The sequence below is a fragment of the Spiroplasma chinense genome, from assembly GCF_008086545.1.
GTDB classification, from domain to species: Bacteria; Bacillota_I; Bacilli_A; order Mycoplasmatales; family Mycoplasmataceae; genus Spiroplasma_A; species Spiroplasma_A chinense.
This window is the reverse complement of record NZ_CP043026.1, coordinates 957,955-979,381: the sequence shown is the minus strand read 5'-3', so window position 1 is coordinate 979,381 and position 21,427 is coordinate 957,955. Positions and strand designations below refer to the sequence as shown.

Below are 21,427 nucleotides of genomic sequence, written 5' to 3'. Positions count from 1 at the left end.
TATTAAATAGGAGAAAAGCATTATGGTATACAATGAATTAAATTTTTGAAATGAAATTGGTGCAAAATTTATCTTCTCTTTCACAAGAAATGAAGGATGCGATATGCAAGAAGATGAAATTTTGCCAATATTATTAGATAAAAGTTATTTAGATGATCAAAAATCAAAAGATATTGACCCTTTAGTTGTAGGAATGGCAAAAGCTTGAGATAAAACTCACGCACTCATTTCAGAAGCTAAAGATAAAATGTTGGCTGGTGAAGATGGACCTTTTATGGATATGACAAAGTTTAAAGACGTCTATATTGCTTTAGACCCAACTTTAGAATATCTAGAATTATTTGAAAATAGAGAAAGTTACACTTTTGTTGATCAATTAGAATATTTAAAAAATCAATTATTTAAGGTCACTGATTTAAGAGAAAATATTGAAGTTTTATTTCAATTTACTTTAAAAGCAGTGGGAGAAGAAGCTTTGGGAGAACTTACATTTAAGTTTTGTTCATATGTGGCAAATGCAATATTAATTTTCAAAAATCACTCACCTGTAATTTCAGATCGTAAAGATGTGAACGAGGAGTTTATGAAATTATTTATGAAATTATCTGTGGAATGTGCAAAAACAATGCCTCATGAATGAAATAAACTTGAAACATACAAAAAATTATGCGATTTATGCGTTTCATTATCTGAAGAATTTCTTCTATATCATCCAGAGTACTATGCAAATTAATTTATACCCACTTGTGGGTATTTTTTTATTCAATCTTTCATTTATATGTTAATTTGGCATTTATTTTTATATAATCAATAAGATTAGTCAGGAGTGAAAAATATGTGAATTAGTGAAAAAACCATAGTAACCGATGTTTTATCAGCTTTTGGATTATTTTTAATTGTATTTTCACCACTATATTTTTCAAACCTGCAAAGAAGAGTTTTAAATAGAAGGTTGCATACTCGAGTTGATGGAGAAAAAATGTTTGAAAGGTTAAAGTATGACCTTAAACTTTCAAAAATTACTGGTGTCGACAAGAGAAGACTTTATAGGGATGTTGATTATGCAAGAACTATTTTTAAAGGGGCTATGGAATATAACTCTAGAGAATTGGTTTGGTATTTCAATGAACTATATGCTAAGAAATTTATTCACTCAGTAATTTTGAAAAAAACTTGATTACATGTATGAATTTGAATTGGAACAATTCTTGTAATTATGGGTGGAAGTTATTTTGATATATTTCACTGATTATTTCAAATGAACACAATGGATGCAAATTCAGGTTTAGTTTCTATATGAGTTTTATTTTTATTTGCAGTAGGTTTTACTACTTTAAATAAATGATTAGAATATAAAAAAATAAAAACAGTTGTAAATGACGAAGTTAGACAAATTAATTTAGCAAAAAAAGAAAAAGTTTGAAAAGACTATAAAATAATATTTTATGGTTCTATCTCAGTAATGGGTGTGGGGTTTTTCTTTATTTTTGTAAATATATTTATAGGTTAGAGAGGAGGAATTAGATATGGCTAGAATGCGAAGAAGTCGAACTAGAGGCCCAAAGTTAACGGACAAAATTATTAATGGTCCTATTGGAAATATGTATACTAAAAGATTTTTGAAATCTAAACACGTAAACATGGTTTCAGAAGGAGATTTTTTAGCAAGAATTAGATGTCTATGTAGCGCAACATATCTAATTCCAATTCAAGGTATTTGAGCATTATTTTATGTTTATGCTCGTTTAGTTGTAGGTCATAGTGCTGGAAGTGCTATGGTTGCAGATCTTGATGAAGCTTGACTAATAAAAGATCAACTAAATGTTTTAAATATGTTGGTAGTTATTCAACTTTACCACATAATATTAATGTCAACAGTTATGATTGTTATGTTAAATATGACGATGGGAAAAGGAACGACAGTATTTACCGTTATCTTTAATGTTTTGTTTTTAGCAGAAGCATTATTTTATGGTAGTTTTGTTTTCATTCTTGATTGAGCAGGTATTTTAAGAAAATTTAAAAACTTATCTGAAGTTGCAAAGATGTTAAAAACTCAATGGTTATGAATAATTGCTATTATTGTAGCTGTAAGATCTTTTAAACCATTAATTGGAATGTTTAAAGATATAAACATGTGAAACAGAGAATGAATTAGAGTTGATAGATACAGAAAAACAGAAGACAAAGAAAATGCTTTTGTTTTCAAAACTTGAGTAACACCAGGAGAAATCTGAGCAAGAAAAATGTTAATAATTGCAGGGTGATTTGCAATTATCACAGCATCAGTTTTTCAATTAACAGATGTGTTCTTTAATACTCAATATACTACAATGAAATATTTAATTTTGGCATTTGGTTACTTTGTTTTTTTAGGAGCATATGCAATGCCTTACAATAAAATAAGTTTAATTTTCTATTGAACAAGTCAAACATTTTTATTGGTCTTAATGATTTATGGATTTGTTTTAGTACAAGATTATGCATGAGTAAGTCCAAAAAACGCGTATATGTATGCATATTTAGCTTTAATTTTGCCTTGATGATTAAGTTTTAAAGCAGCAATAAGATACACTTGAACTTTAAAAGATAGAGAAGAAATTAAAGCTATTGTTTTAAATATGTTTGAAACTGAAGATGAATTTGAACAATATTTAGACCAAAAAAATGAACAGCAAGCAGAAGCTGCTACAACAATTTAAAGAGGAGAAAATCATTTTGGAAAATATAAAATCAGGATTTATAGGTATTGTTGGTAGACCAAATGTTGGTAAATCAACTTTATTAAATACAATATTACAAAGAAAAATTGCAATTGTTACAGACAAAGCACAAACTACTAGAAATAAAATTACTGGAATTCTTACAAAACCAGATTGTCAATATGTTTTTGTAGACACACCAGGAGTTCACAAAGCAAAAAATGAATTAGATAGACACATGAATAAAGTTGCACTACAATCTACAAAAGGAGTGGATGTAATCTTATTTTTAGCTCCTTGTGATGAGTTTATTGGTGAAAATGACAAGTTCATTTTAAACTCGCTAAAAGAGAGAGGTTTACCTGTCTTTTTAGTTGTCACTAAAAGTGATTTAGTAAAAAAAGAAAGATTAGATGAAAAGGTTTTACAATGAAGTCAACAAGGTTTTGACTTTAAAGAAATAATTGCAATTTCTTCTACAAAAGGAAATAACTTAGATCTTTTAATGGAAAAAATAAAAGAAGAGTTACCAGAAACTGGTATTAAATTTTATCCTGATGAACAATTTACAGACCAACCAGAAAGATTTGTAATAAGAGAAATAATTCGTGAAGAAATTCTTTTACAAACTGAACAAGAAGTTCCTCATAGTGTAGCTATTTTAATCGACAAATTAGAAGAAAAAAGTACTTTAATTAAAGTAATGGCTTCAATTATTTGTGAAAGAAAAAGTCAAAAAGGAATTATTATTGGAAATAAAGGAAGTAAAATTAAATCAATAGGAATAGAAGCTAGAAAAAAACTTGAAAGCTTATTTAACAAACAATTCTATTTAGAATTATTTGTTAAAACAAAAGATAAATGAAGACAATCAGCTTCAACAATTAAACAATTAGGTTACGATAAAGATAGTTACTAGGTGAGTGTTTTGGGTATTACGAAAATCGAAGGTATAGTTATTAATGGTTTTGACTATGAAGATTATGCAAAAGTAATAAAAGTATATTCAAAGCAATTTGGTTTGCTATCTTTTTTTGCGCCTGGAGTAAATAAGGAAAGTTCAAAGAATAGATATTCTTTACAAACTTTCTCATTAAGTGAATTTGAAATATTTAAAGCAAGAAAAGAAGACAAAGTAAGTAAGCTGAAAACGGGTTACTTAAAAGATGATCATTTCAACATTTCAAAACGTTATAGCAATTATATTTATTGCACTGTAATTGTAAATGTTACAGAACAGTTAACTGAATATGGGATTAAAAATTCTAAAGTTTATAATGCTTTAAAAGTGGTTTTAGACAATATAGCCAATGATTCAAATGTATTTGTTAACTATTTAATGTTTTTAATGTTTTTTATTCAAAACAGTCAATATAAGATGCGTTTAAATTACTGTTATAGATGTCGAAAAAATACAAATAAAATGATGAGGTTTGAATATCGAGAAAAAGCTCTTGTTTGTAAAAAATGTCTATGACCAGGAGAGGTTATTCAACCAGAATCTTTTGTAGACATTTTTTACAACTTTGATAGACACACATTTCACTATTTAGTTGAAAAACACTATGATAGTAAAGATCTTGTAGTTTTGCATAACTTCTTATCTGACTATTTAGAAAACGAGTTAGGTGTTTATATTAGTGCAAGTAAGATATTGAGAAAGAGTGCTTCTATGTATTTAAGCGATAAAAACCAAGAGGAATATAAATAACACTCATAGTGTATTGACAAATACACTAATAAGGTAGAAAATTCATAAGTATGGAATTTAGTATCGTCCAAAGACGCGCTAAATTCCTTTTGTTTTAGGAGATAACAAAAATGAAACTAGAGATGGAAAAACTTATAGCTCACCTTAAATCACAAGGATTTGTGTTTCAAGGTTCAGAAATTTATGGAGGATTGGCAAATTCATGAGATTATGGACCATTAGGTGCTGAATTAAAATCTAAGTTAAAAAAAATGTGATGAGATTTCTTTGTAAAAAGAAATCCATACAATATTGGTCTAGATACTTCAATTATTTTGAATTCAAATGTTTGAAAAGCAAGTGGTCATTTAGGTAACTTTAATGATCCTTTAATTGATTGCAAAGAATGTAAATCAAGATGAAGAGCAGATAAATTAATTGAAGAAAAATTCACAGACATGAATGTTGGTGGATGAAAAAATGAAGAATTAGAAAACTTTATCAAAGAAAAAGATATCAAGTGTCCAAAATGTGGTGCTTGTAATTTTACAAACATTCGTCAATTTGCCTTGATGTTTAAAACAAATCAAGGAGTAGTTGAAGATGAAGGCTCAACAGTTTACTTAAGACCAGAAACTGCACAAGGTATTTTTACTCAATACAAAAATAGTCAAAGAGCATTGCGTAAAAAACTACCATTTGGTATTGGACAAATTGGTAAATCATTTAGAAATGAAATTACCCCAGGTAACTTTATTTTTAGAACAAGAGAATTTGAACAAATGGAATTAGAATTCTTCTTTTCACCTGATGATACAACAGACTGATTTGAATACTGACTTGAAAAAGTACAACAATTTTTACTTGAAAAAGTTCAATTAAAAAAAGATAACTTTATTTTAAGAGAACATGATAAAGAAGAATTGGCTCACTATGCAAAAAGAACAGTTGATATCGAATTTAAGTTCCCATTTGGAACTGGAGAATTATGAGGAATTGCTCATAGATCTGATTTTGATTTAAAACAACATCAAGAACATAGTGGACAAGATTTAACTTATCTTGACCCAGCTACAAATCAAAAATACTTAGCTAATGTAATTGAACCAAGTGTTGGAGTTGAAAGATTAATTTTGGCAATACTTTGCCAAAGTTATAAAGAAGAACAATTAGAAAACGGTGAAAGAATTGTTATGGAATTACCATACGCACTTGCACCTTACTCAATTGCAATTATGCCTTTACAAAAACAACAAAAAGAACAAGCATTTAATTTATTTGAAGATTTATTACAAGAATTTGATGCTACTTTTGATGAAACTGGAAACATTGGTAAAAGATACAGAAGACAAGATGCAATTGGAACACCTTTCTGTATTACAATCGATTTTGATACTGAAACTGACCAAAGTGTAACTGTAAGAAACAGAGACACAATGGAACAAGAAAGAATTAAAATTGAAGACTTAAAAGATTACTTAAATAATAAATTAAAATAGCAGGGGGGTAAGTGGAATGGCAATCAATCAACATCAAATTGACAACCTTATTAATAAAGTAGATATAGTTGATGTGGTTAGCAAGTATATAGATGTACAAAAAAAAGGTAGAAATTATCTTTCTATATGTCCATTCCACGATGACTCAGATCCTTCAATGCATATTTCACCAGACAAAAAGATTTTTAAATGTTTTGTTTGTGGAACTGGGGGTAATGTAATTACCTTCGTGCAAGAATTTAATAATGTAACTTTTTTTAAAGCATTAAGCATTATTTCAAAAGACTACAACTTAAAAATTGATGGTCTTAATGAAGGGCGAGAAGCTCCAAAACATACGACAGCTGAATCTAGAGTTCTTGAAATTAATAAAGCTGCTGCAGATTTTTTTAATGGTTTGATAATTTCAAATCACGCAAAACTTGCAAGAGCTTATTTAAATGAAAGATTCATAAAAAAAGGCGAAATATCTAAATTTAATATCGGGTATGCAGCTAGTGAAGTTGAATTGTATGAATATTTAATAAAAAAAGGTTTTGAAAAAAAAGATATTGTTAATTCTGGTTTGATTTATTCAAAAGGAATTAGTAACAAATGTTTTTTTGAAAACAGAATAGTATTTCCAATATTAGATGATGAAGGAAATACTATTGGATTTTCTGGAAGAGCTTTTAAAGAGGGTGACGAACCCAAATATAAAAACAGTATGGAAAATATTGTTTTTAAAAAATCACAATTGGCTTATAACTTTTCAAATGCAAAAAAAGAGATTAGAGTCAAAAATGAAATATTAATTTTAGAAGGTTTTATGGACGTTATTAGTTTAGAAAGAGTTGGTATTTTCAACTCTGTAGCTATTATGGGAACTAGTTTTACTGATTTTCATGTAAAACTGTTTTCAAAAGTTACAAAGAATTTTAAATTATTTTTAGACGGTGATAAAGCTGGAGTTAAAGCCTCATTAAAAACGGCAATGTTTTTAATGGACAGAAAAATAAATGTAACTGTTATCTCAAATAAGACCGGCAAAGATCCTGATGAATTGGTCATTGCTGGTGAAACTAATTTAATTAATCAAATGATAAAAGAGTCTTTACATCCAATTGATTTTGCTTTTGAGTATTATCAAGGGCAATACAATATTAAAGACTCAAATCAACTTAGTGATTTTGTAAATAATATGGTTGAAATTATTTCTCACGAAACCAATTTAATTGTAAGAGAAAGTTCTATTTCAAAACTTTCTAACTTAACTGGAATTAATGAAGAAACAATTTTAAATTATTTTACAAAGTTAAAAAATAATCCTGTAATAAGTGAACCAACACCTATTATAGAAAGAGAAATATCTAATGTTTATGACGAACAAGGGTTTGTTAATAATGAAATGATTGAAGATCATTGAATGGCTGGACCTGATGAGGAACAAGGTGGTTTCTTTATGGAATCACTAAATGACTTTGACCAAGTAGTCAAAGAAAACCATCAAGCTGTAAGCCCATCCAATAATAATAAATCAATATCTAAAAATAACTTAGATATATTATTTGCAAGAGCAAAAGCTAAAAAGAATTTTTCAGAAGCAGGAATAATTTTAGATTTACTTAAAAGTAATGAAAACTTAGAACTGATTGAGAAAAATTCAGTTAGATTTGAAAATACAAATCTAAAACTTATAGCAAAATTTATTATTGAAAAATATAAGAGTAACAACTATAACGGTGATGATTTCCAACAAATAGCAAATGAACTTTCAAATTTTAATAAAAAACTTGAAGAAGTTATTTATTATATGAAAAACATCTTATTCTTAGAAGAAACTGGAATTAAAACTAAGAAAGCAATTGAAGATGCATTTGATAAAATAGAAGTTTATAAAATAGCTATGGAAGTAATTGAATATAAAGAAAAAATAGATTCTACAAATGATTATGAATTACAAAAAACTTATTTAGAAAGAATTGAATGGTTGTTAGAAAAAATAAAGCAAATAGAAAGTAAATGGAGAGAATAAAAATGGCACTTAATTTAAAAAAATTTGAAACAATGGAAGAATTTAAATCATATCTTTTTAACTACTTAGAAAAGAATGATAATGAAATTTCTCAAGAAGAATTACAAGACGTATTATTCAAAAAATTTAAAGATGTTGAAGAATCTGAAATTGAAGAACTATACGAAGAATTAAGCAAAAAGAATGTAGTATTCACTGATGAACTTTTAGATGAAGAGGACTTAGAAAGTTTATCTTCAATAGAAGATAATGACGACGAAGATGGAGACGAAGAAACTGCATCAGAACTTGCAGAAGGTTTTGCAGAAAGAAAAAGACAACAAAAAGATCTTAAAAAAGCAAACCAAAACTCAGGACCTGTAAAATACAGAGTTGGTGGAATTAGTAATGATACTAAAATTCAAGATATCATTAAATCTTACTTTAACCAAATCGGTTCTTCAAAAATTCTTACAAAAGATGAAGAAGTTGAATATGCAAAAATGTTAGAAGATGAAGATCCAGAAATTGCAAAAGAAGGTAGAGATAAATTAATTACTTCAAACCTAAAACTTGTTATTTCAGTTGCTCGTAAACACTTAAACCGTGGATTAGACTTTGCAGATTTAATCGAAGAAGGAAATATTGGTTTAATGAAAGCCGTTGACAAATTTGATTACAAAAAAGGATTTAAATTTTCAACTTATGCAACATGATGAATTCGTCAGGCAATTACAAGAGCTATTGCTGACCAAGCAAGAACAATTAGAATTCCAGTTCACATGGTTGAAACAATTAATAAATTAACAAGAATTGAAAGACAATTAACTCAAGAGTTAGGAAGAGAACCTACTTCAAAAGAAATTGCAAAGAAATTTGGAAAAGGAATTACTCCTCAAAAAGTTGTTGAAATTAAAAAACTTTCAATTGAACCAGTTAGTTTAGAAAAACCATTTGGAGATGAAGATGATACTCACTTTGGAGACTTTGTTGAAGATAAAGATATCTCTTCACCAGATGAATATGCTGAAAAAGAAGCTTTAAGAGAAGTTATTGATGATGTATTTGCAGAAATCTTACAACCAAGAGAAGAAAAAGTTATTAGAATGAGATTTGGTATTTTACCAACAAAACTAAGAACTTTAGTTAGACTTGCACAAGAGTGTGAAGATGAAACTTATGAAGACTTAAAAGAAGCTATCAGCGTTTTAGATGTTCATTACGACACTTCAATTGAAAAAGTGCAAAGATACAAACACAAACTAATTCAATTACATTTATCAAAATATGATTCACCAAAAACTTTAGAAGAAGTTGGTAAAGAATTAAAAGTTACTAGAGAAAGAATCCGTCAAATTGAAGCAAAAACAATTAGAAAATTCAAACCTTCTGCTTCAAATCCAAAAGCAAAAGTTTTAAGGGACTTCTTTAAAGGCTAAACATGAGTTTCTTAACACCCAGATTATTTGCAATAGCAAATATGATTTCAGATAGAGAAGTAGTGGCAGATATTGGGACAGACCACGCATATCTTTCTATCTATTTAGCAAAAGACAAAAGAGCTTCTAAAATCTTTGCAACAGATATAAATGAAAAACCATTAGCTGTTGCAAAGAACAATATTATGAGCTTTGGAGTTGCTGACAAAATCGAACTTTTATTGGCAGATGGAATAGAATGAATACGAGAAAAAGATTTAAAAATCTCTTCTTGTATTATGGCGGGAATGGGTTCAGGTACCATTCTAAAAATATTGGAAGATGACTGCAAAAACATTGATTGTTATGTTATATCTTCTAACACAGATGTTGAACCTATTAGAAAATGAGCAAAAAGTAAAAAATATTTTATTGAACGCGAAGAAATTATTTTAGATAATGACATAATTTATGAAATTATTAAAATAAATAAATTTGCAGGTCAAAAAATTAAAACTAAAGAAGATTTAATTTTTGGACCTATTCTTTATAAAACAAAACATAACCAATACTTTTTAACAAAGTGAATGGAAGAGGAACAAAAATTAACTACATTGTTAAATCAAATTCCTAAAAATGAAAAAAAATATAAAGAATTTTTAAAGCGAAAAAATATTATAACTAAAATGCTTAAGAAGGAGAACAGTAATTAATGGCAAAGATTAAAGCTAATAGCTTAATAAACTATTTGAATGATCTTTTTCCTCAATCGGCTGCTGCCGATTGAGATAAAGTAGGATTACAAATAGAAGAAGTGTACAACCTTGAAAGTCAAGATGAGATTGAAAAAGTTGTTATCTGTTTAGATTTAACAAAAGAGGTTGTGGAAAAAGCAATTGAAATTAATTCAAACTTTATTATTTCAAGACATCCATTTCTTTTTGGAGAAGTTGAAGAAGAATTAAAAGACTTAGCAAAAAAAGAAATTTATGACTTATTATTAGAGAATGAAATTCAAGTCTTTTCAATTCACACAAACTATGACAATAGTCCAAACAATAACTTAATAGACTTATTAGAAACTCAATTTAATATCAAGAGTACAGATAGCGTTGGAGAATTCAACGAAGGTTACAAAATTAAATTCCTAAGAGATATTTCTATTAAAGAAATAGTTGATAAGTTGAAATTTATTTTTGGAAAACAAAATAGTTTATTAACTAAAAATACAGACATGGAAAAAATGGTTGATAGAATTTATTTAACACCAGGAAGTGGTGCAGATACAATGAAATTCTTACAATTAAAAGATGTTATGTTTGTAACAGGAGAAGCTAAATGACATGAATGACTTTATGCAGATCAAAATAAAATCGATATGTTTACTTTAGGTCACTACATGGAAAACCATTTTATTGATGATATTAAAGTTAAATTATTTAAAACATTTGGAGATGATTTAGTAGTTTGTGACTTTGATATTAAAAACTTATTTCAATACGTTTAAAAAAATCAGCTTTTAATTAAGCTGATTTTTTTTACAATTCTTCTAAAAATTTTATAACTTGATTTTGTACAACACTACTTGTTGAAGCACCAGCTGTTATTGCAACTGTTTCAACATTTTTCAAGTCTTCTAAATTTATATCGTTTTTTGTATCAATTCTTATGGTACGAATATTTTTTTGAATACCCAATTCTACCAGTTTCATAGTATTGTTACTTCTTTTGTCACCAACTACATAAAGTAATTGAATTTCTTTTTCATTTAATTGTAAGACAGCATTTTGTCTAACATAAGTTGCTTCACAAATATCGTTTTTAATTAAAACTTGAGGATATTTTAAACTAATAGCTTTATATATTAAATCTGTATCAATTATTGATAAAGTAGTTTGATTAGTGGCAAAAATCTTGTCACATTTTATATTCAATTCATTTACTTGTTCTATATTTGTGACAAGATAGATATTTTCTTTATCCAAACTTGTTAATGCTAAAGTTTCTGGGTGATTTTCTTTTCCAATAAATATTACTTTATAACCTAAATTTAAGTGTTTTTCAATTAATTGCTCAGTTTCTAAAACTCATTCACATTTAGTATCAATGCAAATCAAACCAAGTTGATTTGCAAGTTCTATAACTTTTTTATTAGTTCCATGAGCTGATAAAATTACAACGCTATCTTTGGGTATAGTTTTAATCAACTCTTCTCTTGGTATTTTTCAATCATCTAACATTTTTATGCCCAATTCTTCAAGTTCACTTACAACAATTTTGTTGTGAACTAACAAACCTATCATATAAATGTCTTTGTTTGGGTAAAGTCTTAAAGCATCTTTTGCCATTTTTATAGACTTTACAACACCCAAACAAAAACCTCTTGGGGTTACTTTATGTACTTTCAAAACTTTCACCTCGTCTTTACTTATTTTAACTAAAATAGACTAAAATAAAGGTTCAATATTAATTTTTTTCTCTAAATATAAAGTAATTAAGAAGAAATTAATTTAAAATAATTCTATGTAGAAATAGGGGGAACTTATGAAAAAATTTAGTATTTTCTTATTAAAATTAAAACCATATAAAAGAAAATATAAAATGTTTTGAATGGTATTTATCATTTGTTGTATGTTGATATTTCAATTCTTAATGTTAACTCTTTCAATGGTAGTTCCTCATAATAGAAGTGGATTTTATTACTGATTTAATGGACTTCACGCATTATTGGGTGATTCTAGGACTGAACCAAATGCTGCACAAGGATTTATTTTTGCAGCAACAATTGTTGGTTTTATCCCGATAATTCCAATAATCCCAGTTCTTTACTTTACATTTGCAAATTGATTTATTCAAGAAAAATTAAGTGATAAATATATTGATGTTCCAAAAGAAAAATACATGAAATGATCTACTTTCTATCATTTTAGTGGAATTGCTGTAGTATTTTTATTAATCCCTGGACTTATAAGTTATGCTGGGGGTGGGGGAATACTACCTCAACACACTTTTGGAGCAATTCCAGGAGCATTTACAAATAACTTTATGCAAAGAGTTGCTGGAATTTGTGCTTTTCTTTATTATGGAGTTGGTTGCGTATTTGCAGTAATTATTATTGGTTGAAGTATTTGAATGGCTTTATGTTGAGTTGGAAGACAAATACAAAAAGGTATTGATATTTTAAAAGCAAAATATGCTGCTTGAAAAGAAACAAAAAGAGCTGAAAAACTTGATAGAATGGAAGCTAAAGCTCAAGCAAAAGCTAGTAGAAAATCAAAAAAAGAATAAGCAATTTAAAACCCTATTTGTAGGGTTTTTTATATGAATAAAGTTTTGAGAAAAATATTAATAACACTTTTTTTGGTATAATTATTCTAATAAGGGGAGGGTAATGATATGAAAAAACTGATAAATCTATTAATGACATCAATTTTACTTTCATCAAGTGCCTCTCTGGTTGTGGCATGTCGTGGCGGGGCTGGTATGTCATCTGGTTACACTGAAGATGAAAGAATATTGGGTATTACAAGTTTAAATGAAAAAATATTAAAAGACTATAAAATCAAATTTGGTGGAAATGTTTCAAAAGAAGAATCATTAAAACTTATTCAACTATTGGGTGGAAATACTGACACTAGTTCATCTTCAAAGCAAATGTTATTGGGAAGTATGAAAGTTTTTATTATGGCTAACCTACTTTTAAACCAAATTTCTTCAAAAGTTCCTGGATATGGGTGAATTGCTGGAAAAATGCAGTGACAGGCTTCTAGATGAAGTTTTAACGACCTATATGGAGGAGGAGATGAAAATGCTCTTCAATCTATTGGTAAAAATGTTAGTGGATGAATGGTTAATAATGATGAATGGTCAATTTCTGTTACATTTTTAGATGAAGAAAAATTAGGTTGAGTTGGTGTTGGAGATCCAGCTTATGCAAGAATTAATGTTAATAAAAGAATCGTTGTAGATAGTGACGGAGAAATTGTTGTAGAAGAATCTAATCCAAATGCCATTTGAATGGATGAAAATGGAGTTTATCCTTCAGCAATTACACCAATTAACCAATCAACTCATGAGCAAACAAAAAATAGAGGTGCTATTTACCAAGGTTTTGTAAACTCTTCACAATTAATTGGTTTAGATGGTATTTTTGATCCAAATGATGTTTCTGTACCTGGAGGAATTTTAGGTTATACTCCTTCAACAACAGACTTTGTAAATAATATTATGATGGAATCAGATATTATTAATGAAACTTTAGGTAATAAAGAAACACAAAAAGAAATTACAGAATACTTAAACAGCTACTTATTAGATTATGATAACCAAATTTATATTGGTGAAGGAATTAATGTTACTCATATTAATGTGAGGTTTAAAAACAGAATTTATGCAATTCTGTTTAAATCACTATTAGATAGAAAAAACCCAATTTATGAAAATACAGATGAAGATTTAGCATATGGAAAAACTGTTTTAAACGGTTGATGAAGTGCTTTAAATAAAAATGCAAAAGTTGTTGAAAGTGCAAATTACTTAACTTCAGGTGAAAAAGCAGAAGTTAGTGCAATTATCCAAAACTTTAATGCTATGAGGATAATTGACCAAGATGAAGATGTAAATTCACCAGGTCTTTCAACTAGTCAAAGTCAAAAAGTACTTGACGACTTCTTAACATTAATTGCATACAGTAAAGATCCAACTAATCCAAATGATGGTGAAATTGACTTTGCAGCAAGCAATATTACAATAAAAATGTATAAGGTTGCACCTGACGGAGTTCTTTGAAGTGGAGCTATTCTTGATAGTGAAGCAATGTATCGAGACTTTGGTCTTAACTCAGCATATCGTTTAGGAATAACTTATCAAAATAAAACTTTAACTGAGGAACAAGAAGCAAATAGAGCAAATTTTGCATATGATCCAGATAAAGGAAAAGACCCAGTTACTCAAAAAAATGAATTTGTGAGTGATAAAGGATTTAAAAACGTATTCTTTAAATCAAGAATGGATTTAATGCTTGAAACAATTAAAGCAAAGTTCAATGAACAAGTTGCAAGTGAATGAGTTTATCAACCAGATGCTAACACTCTTGCAGTTACACCATTTGATCTTTCAAAAATTGCAAATCAAGACTTTAGCAATAATACATGATTTAAAGATGCAGGTTACTTAGCACAACTTACAAATGCAACATCAACTGACAATTTACGAGTAAATGACTTAAAAGATGCATTTATTGCAGCAACTTATTCAAGAATTCAAGAGTTATTTGATGTTACAAAAGAAGCAGAATACAAAAACATTTGACAATTAGGAATAAGTTCAGACAACTTAGTACTTGGAAAATATCAAGATCTTGGAATAGATTCTGGTAACCCAGAAAACATGGATGATGATTTAGCATTTGCAGAAATGCTAAACAGAGATACTTCAAGATTCCATATTACTGATGTAAACTCAAGTGGTCAAGGAAATATGAGAACAAATATTTACATGAGCGGATTTAACAACACAAGCTTTAATACAAGAATTATGAGTGGTAAAATATCAACTTACGGTGATATTTTAACTAACCAAGATTATGCAAACTGATGAAAAGACTCAACTTTAAATAGTGATTCAAATATTACAAAAGTTGACATTTTTATAAACGTTGGTATAACAAGAGAAATGTTTATGGCATTTGCAAATTATTGAGCAGATAATGTTACAAATAATAAAAATAACCCAGATTATTTCCCGCCATATAGTTAAAAATATGCTTTTAGAGCATATTTTTAATTGATTTTATATATAATTTATAGATAGAGAACAAAAATAAAGGAGCTGATATACATGCAATTTAGATTACCTGCAAAATTTGCACAATTAGTTATAAATTTAGTTGTGCTTGTATTTTTACTATTATTCATTTTTGTAATTGGTTTAAAAGTTGAAAGTGATGATGGTCAAAAAACTATTCACGTAATTGGATTATTTAATAAATCTGATTATTACAGTTGATATTCTTCTGGTTTTGACTGATCTACAGTCAATGCAGCAGGAGAAGGAATAGAGCAAGAATCACAAATTTATGTTGGTTTTATAGATTTTATAAAATTTATGACAATAGCTTCAATTAAAGTTACTGAAACAGAAACTTCATTTGATACAAAATATGATTTTGTTTTAAACACAATTGAACCTGCATTAATATTGGCATGTACCATTTTATTTGCATTAAACTCATTAATGGCTCTTCAAAATGTATTTATTTGAAAAAAAGTTAAATTAGCAAGAACTATCGATGTTTTTATTAAAATCTTTACCATAACAAGTATTGCAATTATTATCTCTTTTTACATTGTATTTCCAGCAATTTTTAAAGGTAAAACATTTACAGATCCAAGATATCCTGAAAATTTTTTACCATTAAATCAAAATCTTGCAGCTAAAGCTTATGAAGCTGATATGAAAAATCCTTTAGTATTATTATTTTTCGGATCAGTTTTCCCATCTGTTATGATGATAGTTCACTCAATCATGAATAGAGGATTATGAAAAAAAGCGCAATAATGCGCTTTTTTCTTTTATCTAAAATTAGATATTAAAAAATGCCCTTTGACAGGCATTTTTTATATTATTAATTATGCATTTCTGCATTTCAAATTGTTGATTTGCTAATAATTAAAAAGATATGAATGAGTAATGAATAAGACTTGTGTCAACTGAAAACACTTATGGAAGTAGACACAAGCCAAGTCGAAAGAAAGGATGTTTATTTCATTGACCCCTTAATGAAAGTGATGTAAAGAAAGGGGTTATGAACCATAAGTGTCGGTCCGAAAGGACATAATTAAATGTATCATATAAAAAATAACATTGCAACTTTTTTTTGAAATTTTGCAAATTTTTTTCACAAAAAACAGCAAAATAAAACATATAAGTGTAAAATTTAAGAGATTTGACTTTTTTTACACTTATGTGTTGTACTGTAAACTCAAGCATAAAAACACCCAAAAATAAGGTATAATCATATAAATGAGCGAGGTGGCAATTGCATGGCAAGTGAACGTTACTTTCAAAAAATTTCTGGTAGAGGAAATTTTTATGATTTCGATGATCAATTAAACTATTTTGATTACTTTGGTATTGAACCAGAAGATATTATTCAAATGTTTGATGAACTTGAAAAAAACGAAAAAAGAATGGGTTCTTATTTATTAGAATTAGAACAAATGATTTATGATAGAGTTGAATTTTATTCAACAAATGTAAGAGATGCAAAAGCAGGATTTATTAGAATTTTTGATGAAAAAACTATTCAATCAGGAAGAGCGTTTGTTGCATCAATGATCTATCTTGGAGCAAGATTATTAGCTCAAGAATTTGTTTTACTTTCAACAGTTAATAAAGCTAACTTTTCAGTAGATTTAAGAGTATATAAATTTGATAAAGAAAAATATAATTATAGAATTTATCAAAATAGTTTAAGAATTTTTTATGAAGCACTTTCTGCTTGAAGTTATACCTTTATCAAAAACAATGAAGATATGCTATCATTCTTCTCTAAAATGGATGACTTTATTGATAAAAAAATTTATGACTTAAAAGCTTATAAAGATTTATTTATGTTAATTTGAATGTATTCTTATGCAAAACAGGCGAAAGACGCCAGAGACTTTCATCTTTCATTAGACCCAAAAACTGAAGCTTATGTTAAAGTTGATAGAAATGTTTTAAAACCTTTAAAATTTGGTTCTTTATTAGAATTAGATAAAGAAGAACAAGACAGAAAAGAGAGAAGAATTGAAGACTTAACTCTTTGAATTGACCCAGAACTTAGACAGATGGCAAAAGATACTAAAGAAGAGTTGTTTAAAGATGTACCTTTTTCTAAATTCTTAACTTTAGAAGATTATATTAAAGTTCTTGATAAATTAATTTTCTCTTTTGAATATTACAATGTCTATGACTATACAGGTTATATGACAAATCTTTTTGAAACAATTCAAAAAGTATTTGGAGAAAAAATAAACTTTGAAATGTTGACAGACATGATAAAAGATGCAACTTTCTATAATATCACAACTCACACAACTGATGTCTTAGATGACTTTTATGAAACAGGAATTTACAAAAGACCATTACTAGGATTTAATGACACTCAAAGAAGATTCTTTATTGTTGGTTATCCAGAAATGATTTGAATGTCAATTCATGCACAAAAAGAATATATGTTATTTGACAGTGTTGTAAGAAACAAAATGTTTGAATTACGTGATGAAAAAATGCACGATATGGTAAATTGAACCATTTGAAAATTGGGTAAAAGATTTGCTGTTATTGAAAATATAGATCCAAATAATGTACCTTACTTTGCAACCAGAAATAGAGATAAAAAAACAAATAACTTAGTAGATGCAATTGCCTATGAAAGAAATGCAAACATTTGTTTCTTCTTCTTTAACAATATTTTTACAGATAATGCAGAACCTTGAGCAAAATACAAAGACTCATTAAAAACAATTATTGGGCCAGGTAACTTGGTTGATAGAGTTGTTAAAAATAGATATTCTTCATTTGCAAAAGATATTAAAAAACTTAGAAAACAAATGAATTTACCAAAAGATGTTAAATTCTCGGTTGTTCTACTTGTAAATGAAGTATTAGAAGTAGATCCAAAAATTGAAATGGAAGATTACAACATTTTTATTGTAGATTATTCTACTTTAGAGTTCTTCTTAACAAGTTTTATTTATAAAAAATAGAAAATCACCTTTTAGGTGATTTTTTTTGTGAAATAAAATTTCAATATTTTTGAAAATTTTCAATAATAGTGTATGATTATATTTAAACAAGGGGGAATTGAAATGTTTAAAAATACTAAAAATAAATCTACAGCAAAAATAACATTTAGTGTTCTTTTAGCGATTTCAATTCTAGGCCTATTAGCAGATCTTGGTCTATTATTTAGATTATTTCAAGCAGCTATTTTAATTTCTATAGTAGCAGTTTATTTTGTTTACCAATTTAGAATGTGAAAAATGATAAGAAAGAATTATAATGACTTAAAAGAAGATAATTTTTCACATTCAAACGCAAGTATGGATAAAAGAGAAATAAAGATATTAATTTATAACTTGATTTTTGTTATTTTTATTTTAATCACTAATTTTACTCTTAATTCAAGTCACCAAAAAACACCTGTTTTCTTGGAAGCTACTTTATATTTTTCAATTATTTGATATTTAGCTTTAAAAATTGAATTAGCAAAAGGTTATATTATCAAAAGAATCATTACCTCTGTTTTAATTAACATTTGAAAACTTGTTTCATTATTAATTAAAAGCATTAAAACTTTTGGAACTAAAATTATTGAAATGATTAACAAAAAACTTATAATTTTTTCTTTGAAAGTTAAACAAGTATTTTTAATAAATAAAGGTCAACAACAATATAGTATTAAAATGAAAAATCAAATATATTTAAGTACCATTTTAAATGGTGATTATTTATAATACTCTTTTTTTAAAAACTAATTATTAAATTTAACAATATTTAAATTATTTTTAAAAAAAGAGGAGAAAAAAATAAATGAAAAAAGAAGCTATAGTAGTTGAGAATCTTAATAAAAGATTCAAATCTGGATATGGAGTTTTTGATATAAACTTTAACGTCCAATACGGAAAAGTTTTTGGTTACTTAGGTCCAAATGGGGCTGGAAAATCAACAACCATTAGAAGTTTAATGGGATTTATAAAACCAGATAGTGGAACTTCAACAGTAATGATCGAAAATGTAGCTGATGCAAAACAAGAACAGAATGAAGATTCTTTAATTGCGCAACTTACACAATTTGATTCATGAACTGATGCAAATAAAGTTCAAAGAAACATAGGTTATGTTCCTGGAGAAATTGCTTTTCCAATTCAAATGACAGGAATTGAACTTTTAAAACAAATTTTCAAATTAAGAAACATGACAAACTGAGATGATGTTAGAAAATACATCGATTATTGAGAATTTAATCCTAATATGAAAATCAAAAAAATGTCAAAAGGTATGAAACAAAAAGTTGCATTAGTAATTGCTTGAATGCACAATCCTGACATTATTGTTCTTGATGAACCAACAACTGGTTTAGATCCATTGATGCAAGAAAAATTTGTAAAATTGGTTCAAAAATCAAAAGAAGAAGGAAAAGCAATTATTCTTTCTTCTCACATTTTCTCAGAAATTGAAAGAACTTGTGATTATGTATCAATTATTAAAAGAGGGAAAATAATATCAACAATTGATATTAAAGATATCCAATATAATGATGAAAAAACTTATGAAGTTAAATTTAAATCTAAAGTTGACAAAAAAACTTTTGATAATAAAAACTTTGAAGTTAAAAGTTTTGAAAATAATACTTTAACAGTAGTTGTTGAAAATAAACATATTAATGATTTTATTAAACTAGTGAGTGGCTTTGATTTGGAATTCATAAAAGAACATCCACTAAATCTTGAACAATATTTTATGAAATACTATCAAAACGAAATAGAAACTGATGTAGTGGATTCATTAGATAATATTGAATTAAAATCTTCAAATAAAAAATCTATTATATCTTTTGAATTAATTAAAGATACTATAAGAAAATCTGCGGGATTATGATTCTTTATGACTGCACTACCAACAATTATGATAATAATTGCATTCTCAGTGCTTATTAATAATCCAAATCTTCCAGTTCAAGTCAGTCCTGAAGCTGCAAATGGATTAACTTGAAATCAAATTTTAATGCAAACTTCTCAAGGATTGATAACTTCATCAACAGGTATAAGTTACTTGTTATTATTGGTCTATGTTTTGGTTACTGGAAATAGTTTGGTAGCTAGTGAAGTTGATAAAGGAACTATGGTTAATTTATTAACTACAAATCAATCAAGAAAAAGTGTTATTTTAACTAAAATGTTAACTTTTATTAATTCATTATTTGTAAGTATATTAATTCAATTTTTAGCAACAACTATAACAGTTAGTGCTTGAGGACAAGGCGCTAACTTAGACTTTGGTGTTCTTGCAATGAATTATTTAGGATTATTCTTAATTTTATTTGCAGTTTCTGCAATTGCATTCTTTTCAAGTACATGATTTAACAAATCTTCAGCTTCAATAGGAGCGGCAGCTGGAATAGCTATTTTATTCTACGTATTATACTTTGTAAGTATGATTGATGATTCAGTAGCATTCTTTAAATATTTCTCATTAAATACTTTATTTAATGTAGATTATACAAGTGTAGGTCAAGTTGGAAAATATCTTGCTCAATATTTAGTTTTATTAGGTGTTGGGATTGGATTATATGTTGGATCTTACTTTGTATTTACTAAAAAAGATTTACCATTATAGTAATAAAATCACCTTGAGGTGATTTTTTATTTCGTTAACTTAAATAACCATTATTAAAAATGTTCAAAATTATGGTATTATTAAATTAATCAGTTTTCAATTGACTGGGTTGTATATCTTATGTGATATGACATACGACAAAACAGGGCGTGGAGTCCAAACTCAAAAGAGCATCAGCTCTTTTTTTGTTTATATTTAAATGACAATGTATTGTAATAAAGTATTGTAAACATATAAATAACTATGCTTTTATTTAATAAGATTGGTAATTAAGTTAGCCACGGTCTGCTTGAAATAGCACTAGCAGAGACTTTGCTCCACTTTGATTAGTGTTGGTTTTTTAAAAAAAGTTGTTTGTGTGTTTTTTGTTCAAAATTATTGAAATTTTACATAAAGATGCTACTATTGAATTAACAGTAGAAAAGGATTTATAAACCATAGGTGTGCATGCCGCACCGGGCACGTTTATAAATTGCTGTTCCTCAATAAACTTCTAAATGAAGTCTAAAAAAATGATACTGCGGTTCATTTTATAAGAGCGTGAGCTCTTTTTTTATTTATAATTAACTTTTATTTACAGATACACAACTCAAAAAAATTTAATAGAAAGGATATAAAGGTGAAATTATTTTTATATATATTTTTATATATATTTACACATATTTTTATATATATTTTTATATATATTTTTTTAGCAATTTTCCTGCTCAAAAAATGGGGAAAATATTAATTATATAACT

At 27.3% G+C, this 21,427-nt stretch carries 17 protein-coding genes; 16 read left to right on the top strand and 1 reads right to left on the bottom strand.

The genetic code is table 4. The features are described 5' to 3' along the window. Nucleotides 1-22 precede the first annotated feature (22 nt). From SCHIN_RS04390 to SCHIN_RS04345, 10 genes are all read left to right on the top strand, one after another. Complete coding sequence (locus tag SCHIN_RS04390) at nucleotides 23-733, top strand: hypothetical protein (protein WP_166508425.1); 711 nt, start codon at nucleotides 23-25, stop codon at nucleotides 731-733. A gap of 102 nt (nucleotides 734-835) precedes the next feature. Next, nucleotides 836-1,510, top strand: coding sequence for a hypothetical protein (locus SCHIN_RS04385; RefSeq protein ID WP_166508424.1), 675 nt, complete (start codon nucleotides 836-838; stop codon nucleotides 1,508-1,510). Nucleotides 1,511-1,526: 16 nt separating this feature from the next. After that, complete coding sequence (locus tag SCHIN_RS04380; RefSeq protein WP_166508423.1) at nucleotides 1,527-2,702, top strand: hypothetical protein; 1,176 nt, start codon at nucleotides 1,527-1,529, stop codon at nucleotides 2,700-2,702. 16 nt (nucleotides 2,703-2,718) lie between these two features. Further along, nucleotides 2,719-3,621 (top strand): GTPase Era, encoded by a 903-nt coding sequence (gene era, locus SCHIN_RS04375; RefSeq protein WP_243745719.1) that lies wholly within the window; start codon nucleotides 2,719-2,721, stop codon nucleotides 3,619-3,621. 9 nt (nucleotides 3,622-3,630) lie between these two features. Beyond that, a complete protein-coding gene (gene recO / locus SCHIN_RS04370; RefSeq protein WP_166508421.1) occupies nucleotides 3,631-4,413 on the top strand; it encodes a DNA repair protein RecO in 783 nt (260 codons plus the stop codon). 110 nt (nucleotides 4,414-4,523) lie between these two features. Next, nucleotides 4,524-5,891 carry a glycine--tRNA ligase gene (locus SCHIN_RS04365; protein ID WP_166508420.1) on the top strand — a complete coding sequence of 456 codons (1,368 nt, stop codon included), beginning with the start codon at nucleotides 4,524-4,526 and terminating at the stop codon, nucleotides 5,889-5,891. A 16-nt stretch (nucleotides 5,892-5,907) separates the two neighbouring features. Then, a complete protein-coding gene (dnaG, locus tag SCHIN_RS04360; protein WP_166508419.1) occupies nucleotides 5,908-7,905 on the top strand; it encodes a DNA primase in 1,998 nt (665 codons plus the stop codon). Continuing rightward, entirely contained in the window at nucleotides 7,893-9,323 is a 1,431-nt protein-coding gene (locus tag SCHIN_RS04355) for a sigma-70 family RNA polymerase sigma factor (protein ID WP_425057169.1), read from the top strand. Before dnaG ends, SCHIN_RS04355 begins: the two co-directional genes overlap by 13 nt. Before the next feature lie 2 nt (nucleotides 9,324-9,325). Next, entirely contained in the window at nucleotides 9,326-10,015 is a 690-nt protein-coding gene (locus tag SCHIN_RS04350) for a tRNA (adenine(22)-N(1))-methyltransferase (RefSeq protein WP_166508417.1), read from the top strand. Then, nucleotides 10,015-10,809, top strand: coding sequence for a Nif3-like dinuclear metal center hexameric protein (locus SCHIN_RS04345; RefSeq protein WP_166508416.1), 795 nt, complete (start codon nucleotides 10,015-10,017; stop codon nucleotides 10,807-10,809). The genes SCHIN_RS04350 and SCHIN_RS04345 overlap by 1 nt, the downstream gene beginning before the upstream one ends. A gap of 31 nt (nucleotides 10,810-10,840) precedes the next feature. Here the strand turns inward: SCHIN_RS04345 and ispH are convergent, their stop codons facing one another. Then, nucleotides 10,841-11,719: a 4-hydroxy-3-methylbut-2-enyl diphosphate reductase gene (gene ispH / locus SCHIN_RS04340; RefSeq protein WP_243745718.1), complete on the bottom strand. Its 879-nt coding sequence runs from the start codon at nucleotides 11,717-11,719 to the stop codon at nucleotides 10,841-10,843. Between the two features lie 127 nt (nucleotides 11,720-11,846). On the opposite strand from ispH, the gene SCHIN_RS04335 reads away from it, so the two are divergent. From SCHIN_RS04335 to SCHIN_RS04310, 6 genes are all read left to right on the top strand, one after another. Further along, complete coding sequence (locus tag SCHIN_RS04335; RefSeq protein ID WP_166508414.1) at nucleotides 11,847-12,590, top strand: hypothetical protein; 744 nt, start codon at nucleotides 11,847-11,849, stop codon at nucleotides 12,588-12,590. A gap of 108 nt (nucleotides 12,591-12,698) precedes the next feature. Then, complete coding sequence (locus SCHIN_RS04330; RefSeq protein ID WP_166508413.1) at nucleotides 12,699-15,059, top strand: hypothetical protein; 2,361 nt, start codon at nucleotides 12,699-12,701, stop codon at nucleotides 15,057-15,059. A gap of 81 nt (nucleotides 15,060-15,140) precedes the next feature. Continuing rightward, nucleotides 15,141-15,860: a hypothetical protein gene (locus SCHIN_RS04325; protein ID WP_166508412.1), complete on the top strand. Its 720-nt coding sequence runs from the start codon at nucleotides 15,141-15,143 to the stop codon at nucleotides 15,858-15,860. A gap of 485 nt (nucleotides 15,861-16,345) precedes the next feature. Beyond that, nucleotides 16,346-18,055: a hypothetical protein gene (locus SCHIN_RS04320; protein ID WP_166508411.1), complete on the top strand. Its 1,710-nt coding sequence runs from the start codon at nucleotides 16,346-16,348 to the stop codon at nucleotides 18,053-18,055. 102 nt (nucleotides 18,056-18,157) lie between these two features. Then, nucleotides 18,158-18,805: a hypothetical protein gene (locus tag SCHIN_RS04315; RefSeq protein WP_166508410.1), complete on the top strand. Its 648-nt coding sequence runs from the start codon at nucleotides 18,158-18,160 to the stop codon at nucleotides 18,803-18,805. Nucleotides 18,806-18,881: 76 nt separating this feature from the next. Beyond that, a complete protein-coding gene (locus SCHIN_RS04310; RefSeq protein ID WP_166508409.1) occupies nucleotides 18,882-20,687 on the top strand; it encodes an ATP-binding cassette domain-containing protein in 1,806 nt (601 codons plus the stop codon). Nucleotides 20,688-21,427: the final 740 nt, after the last annotated feature.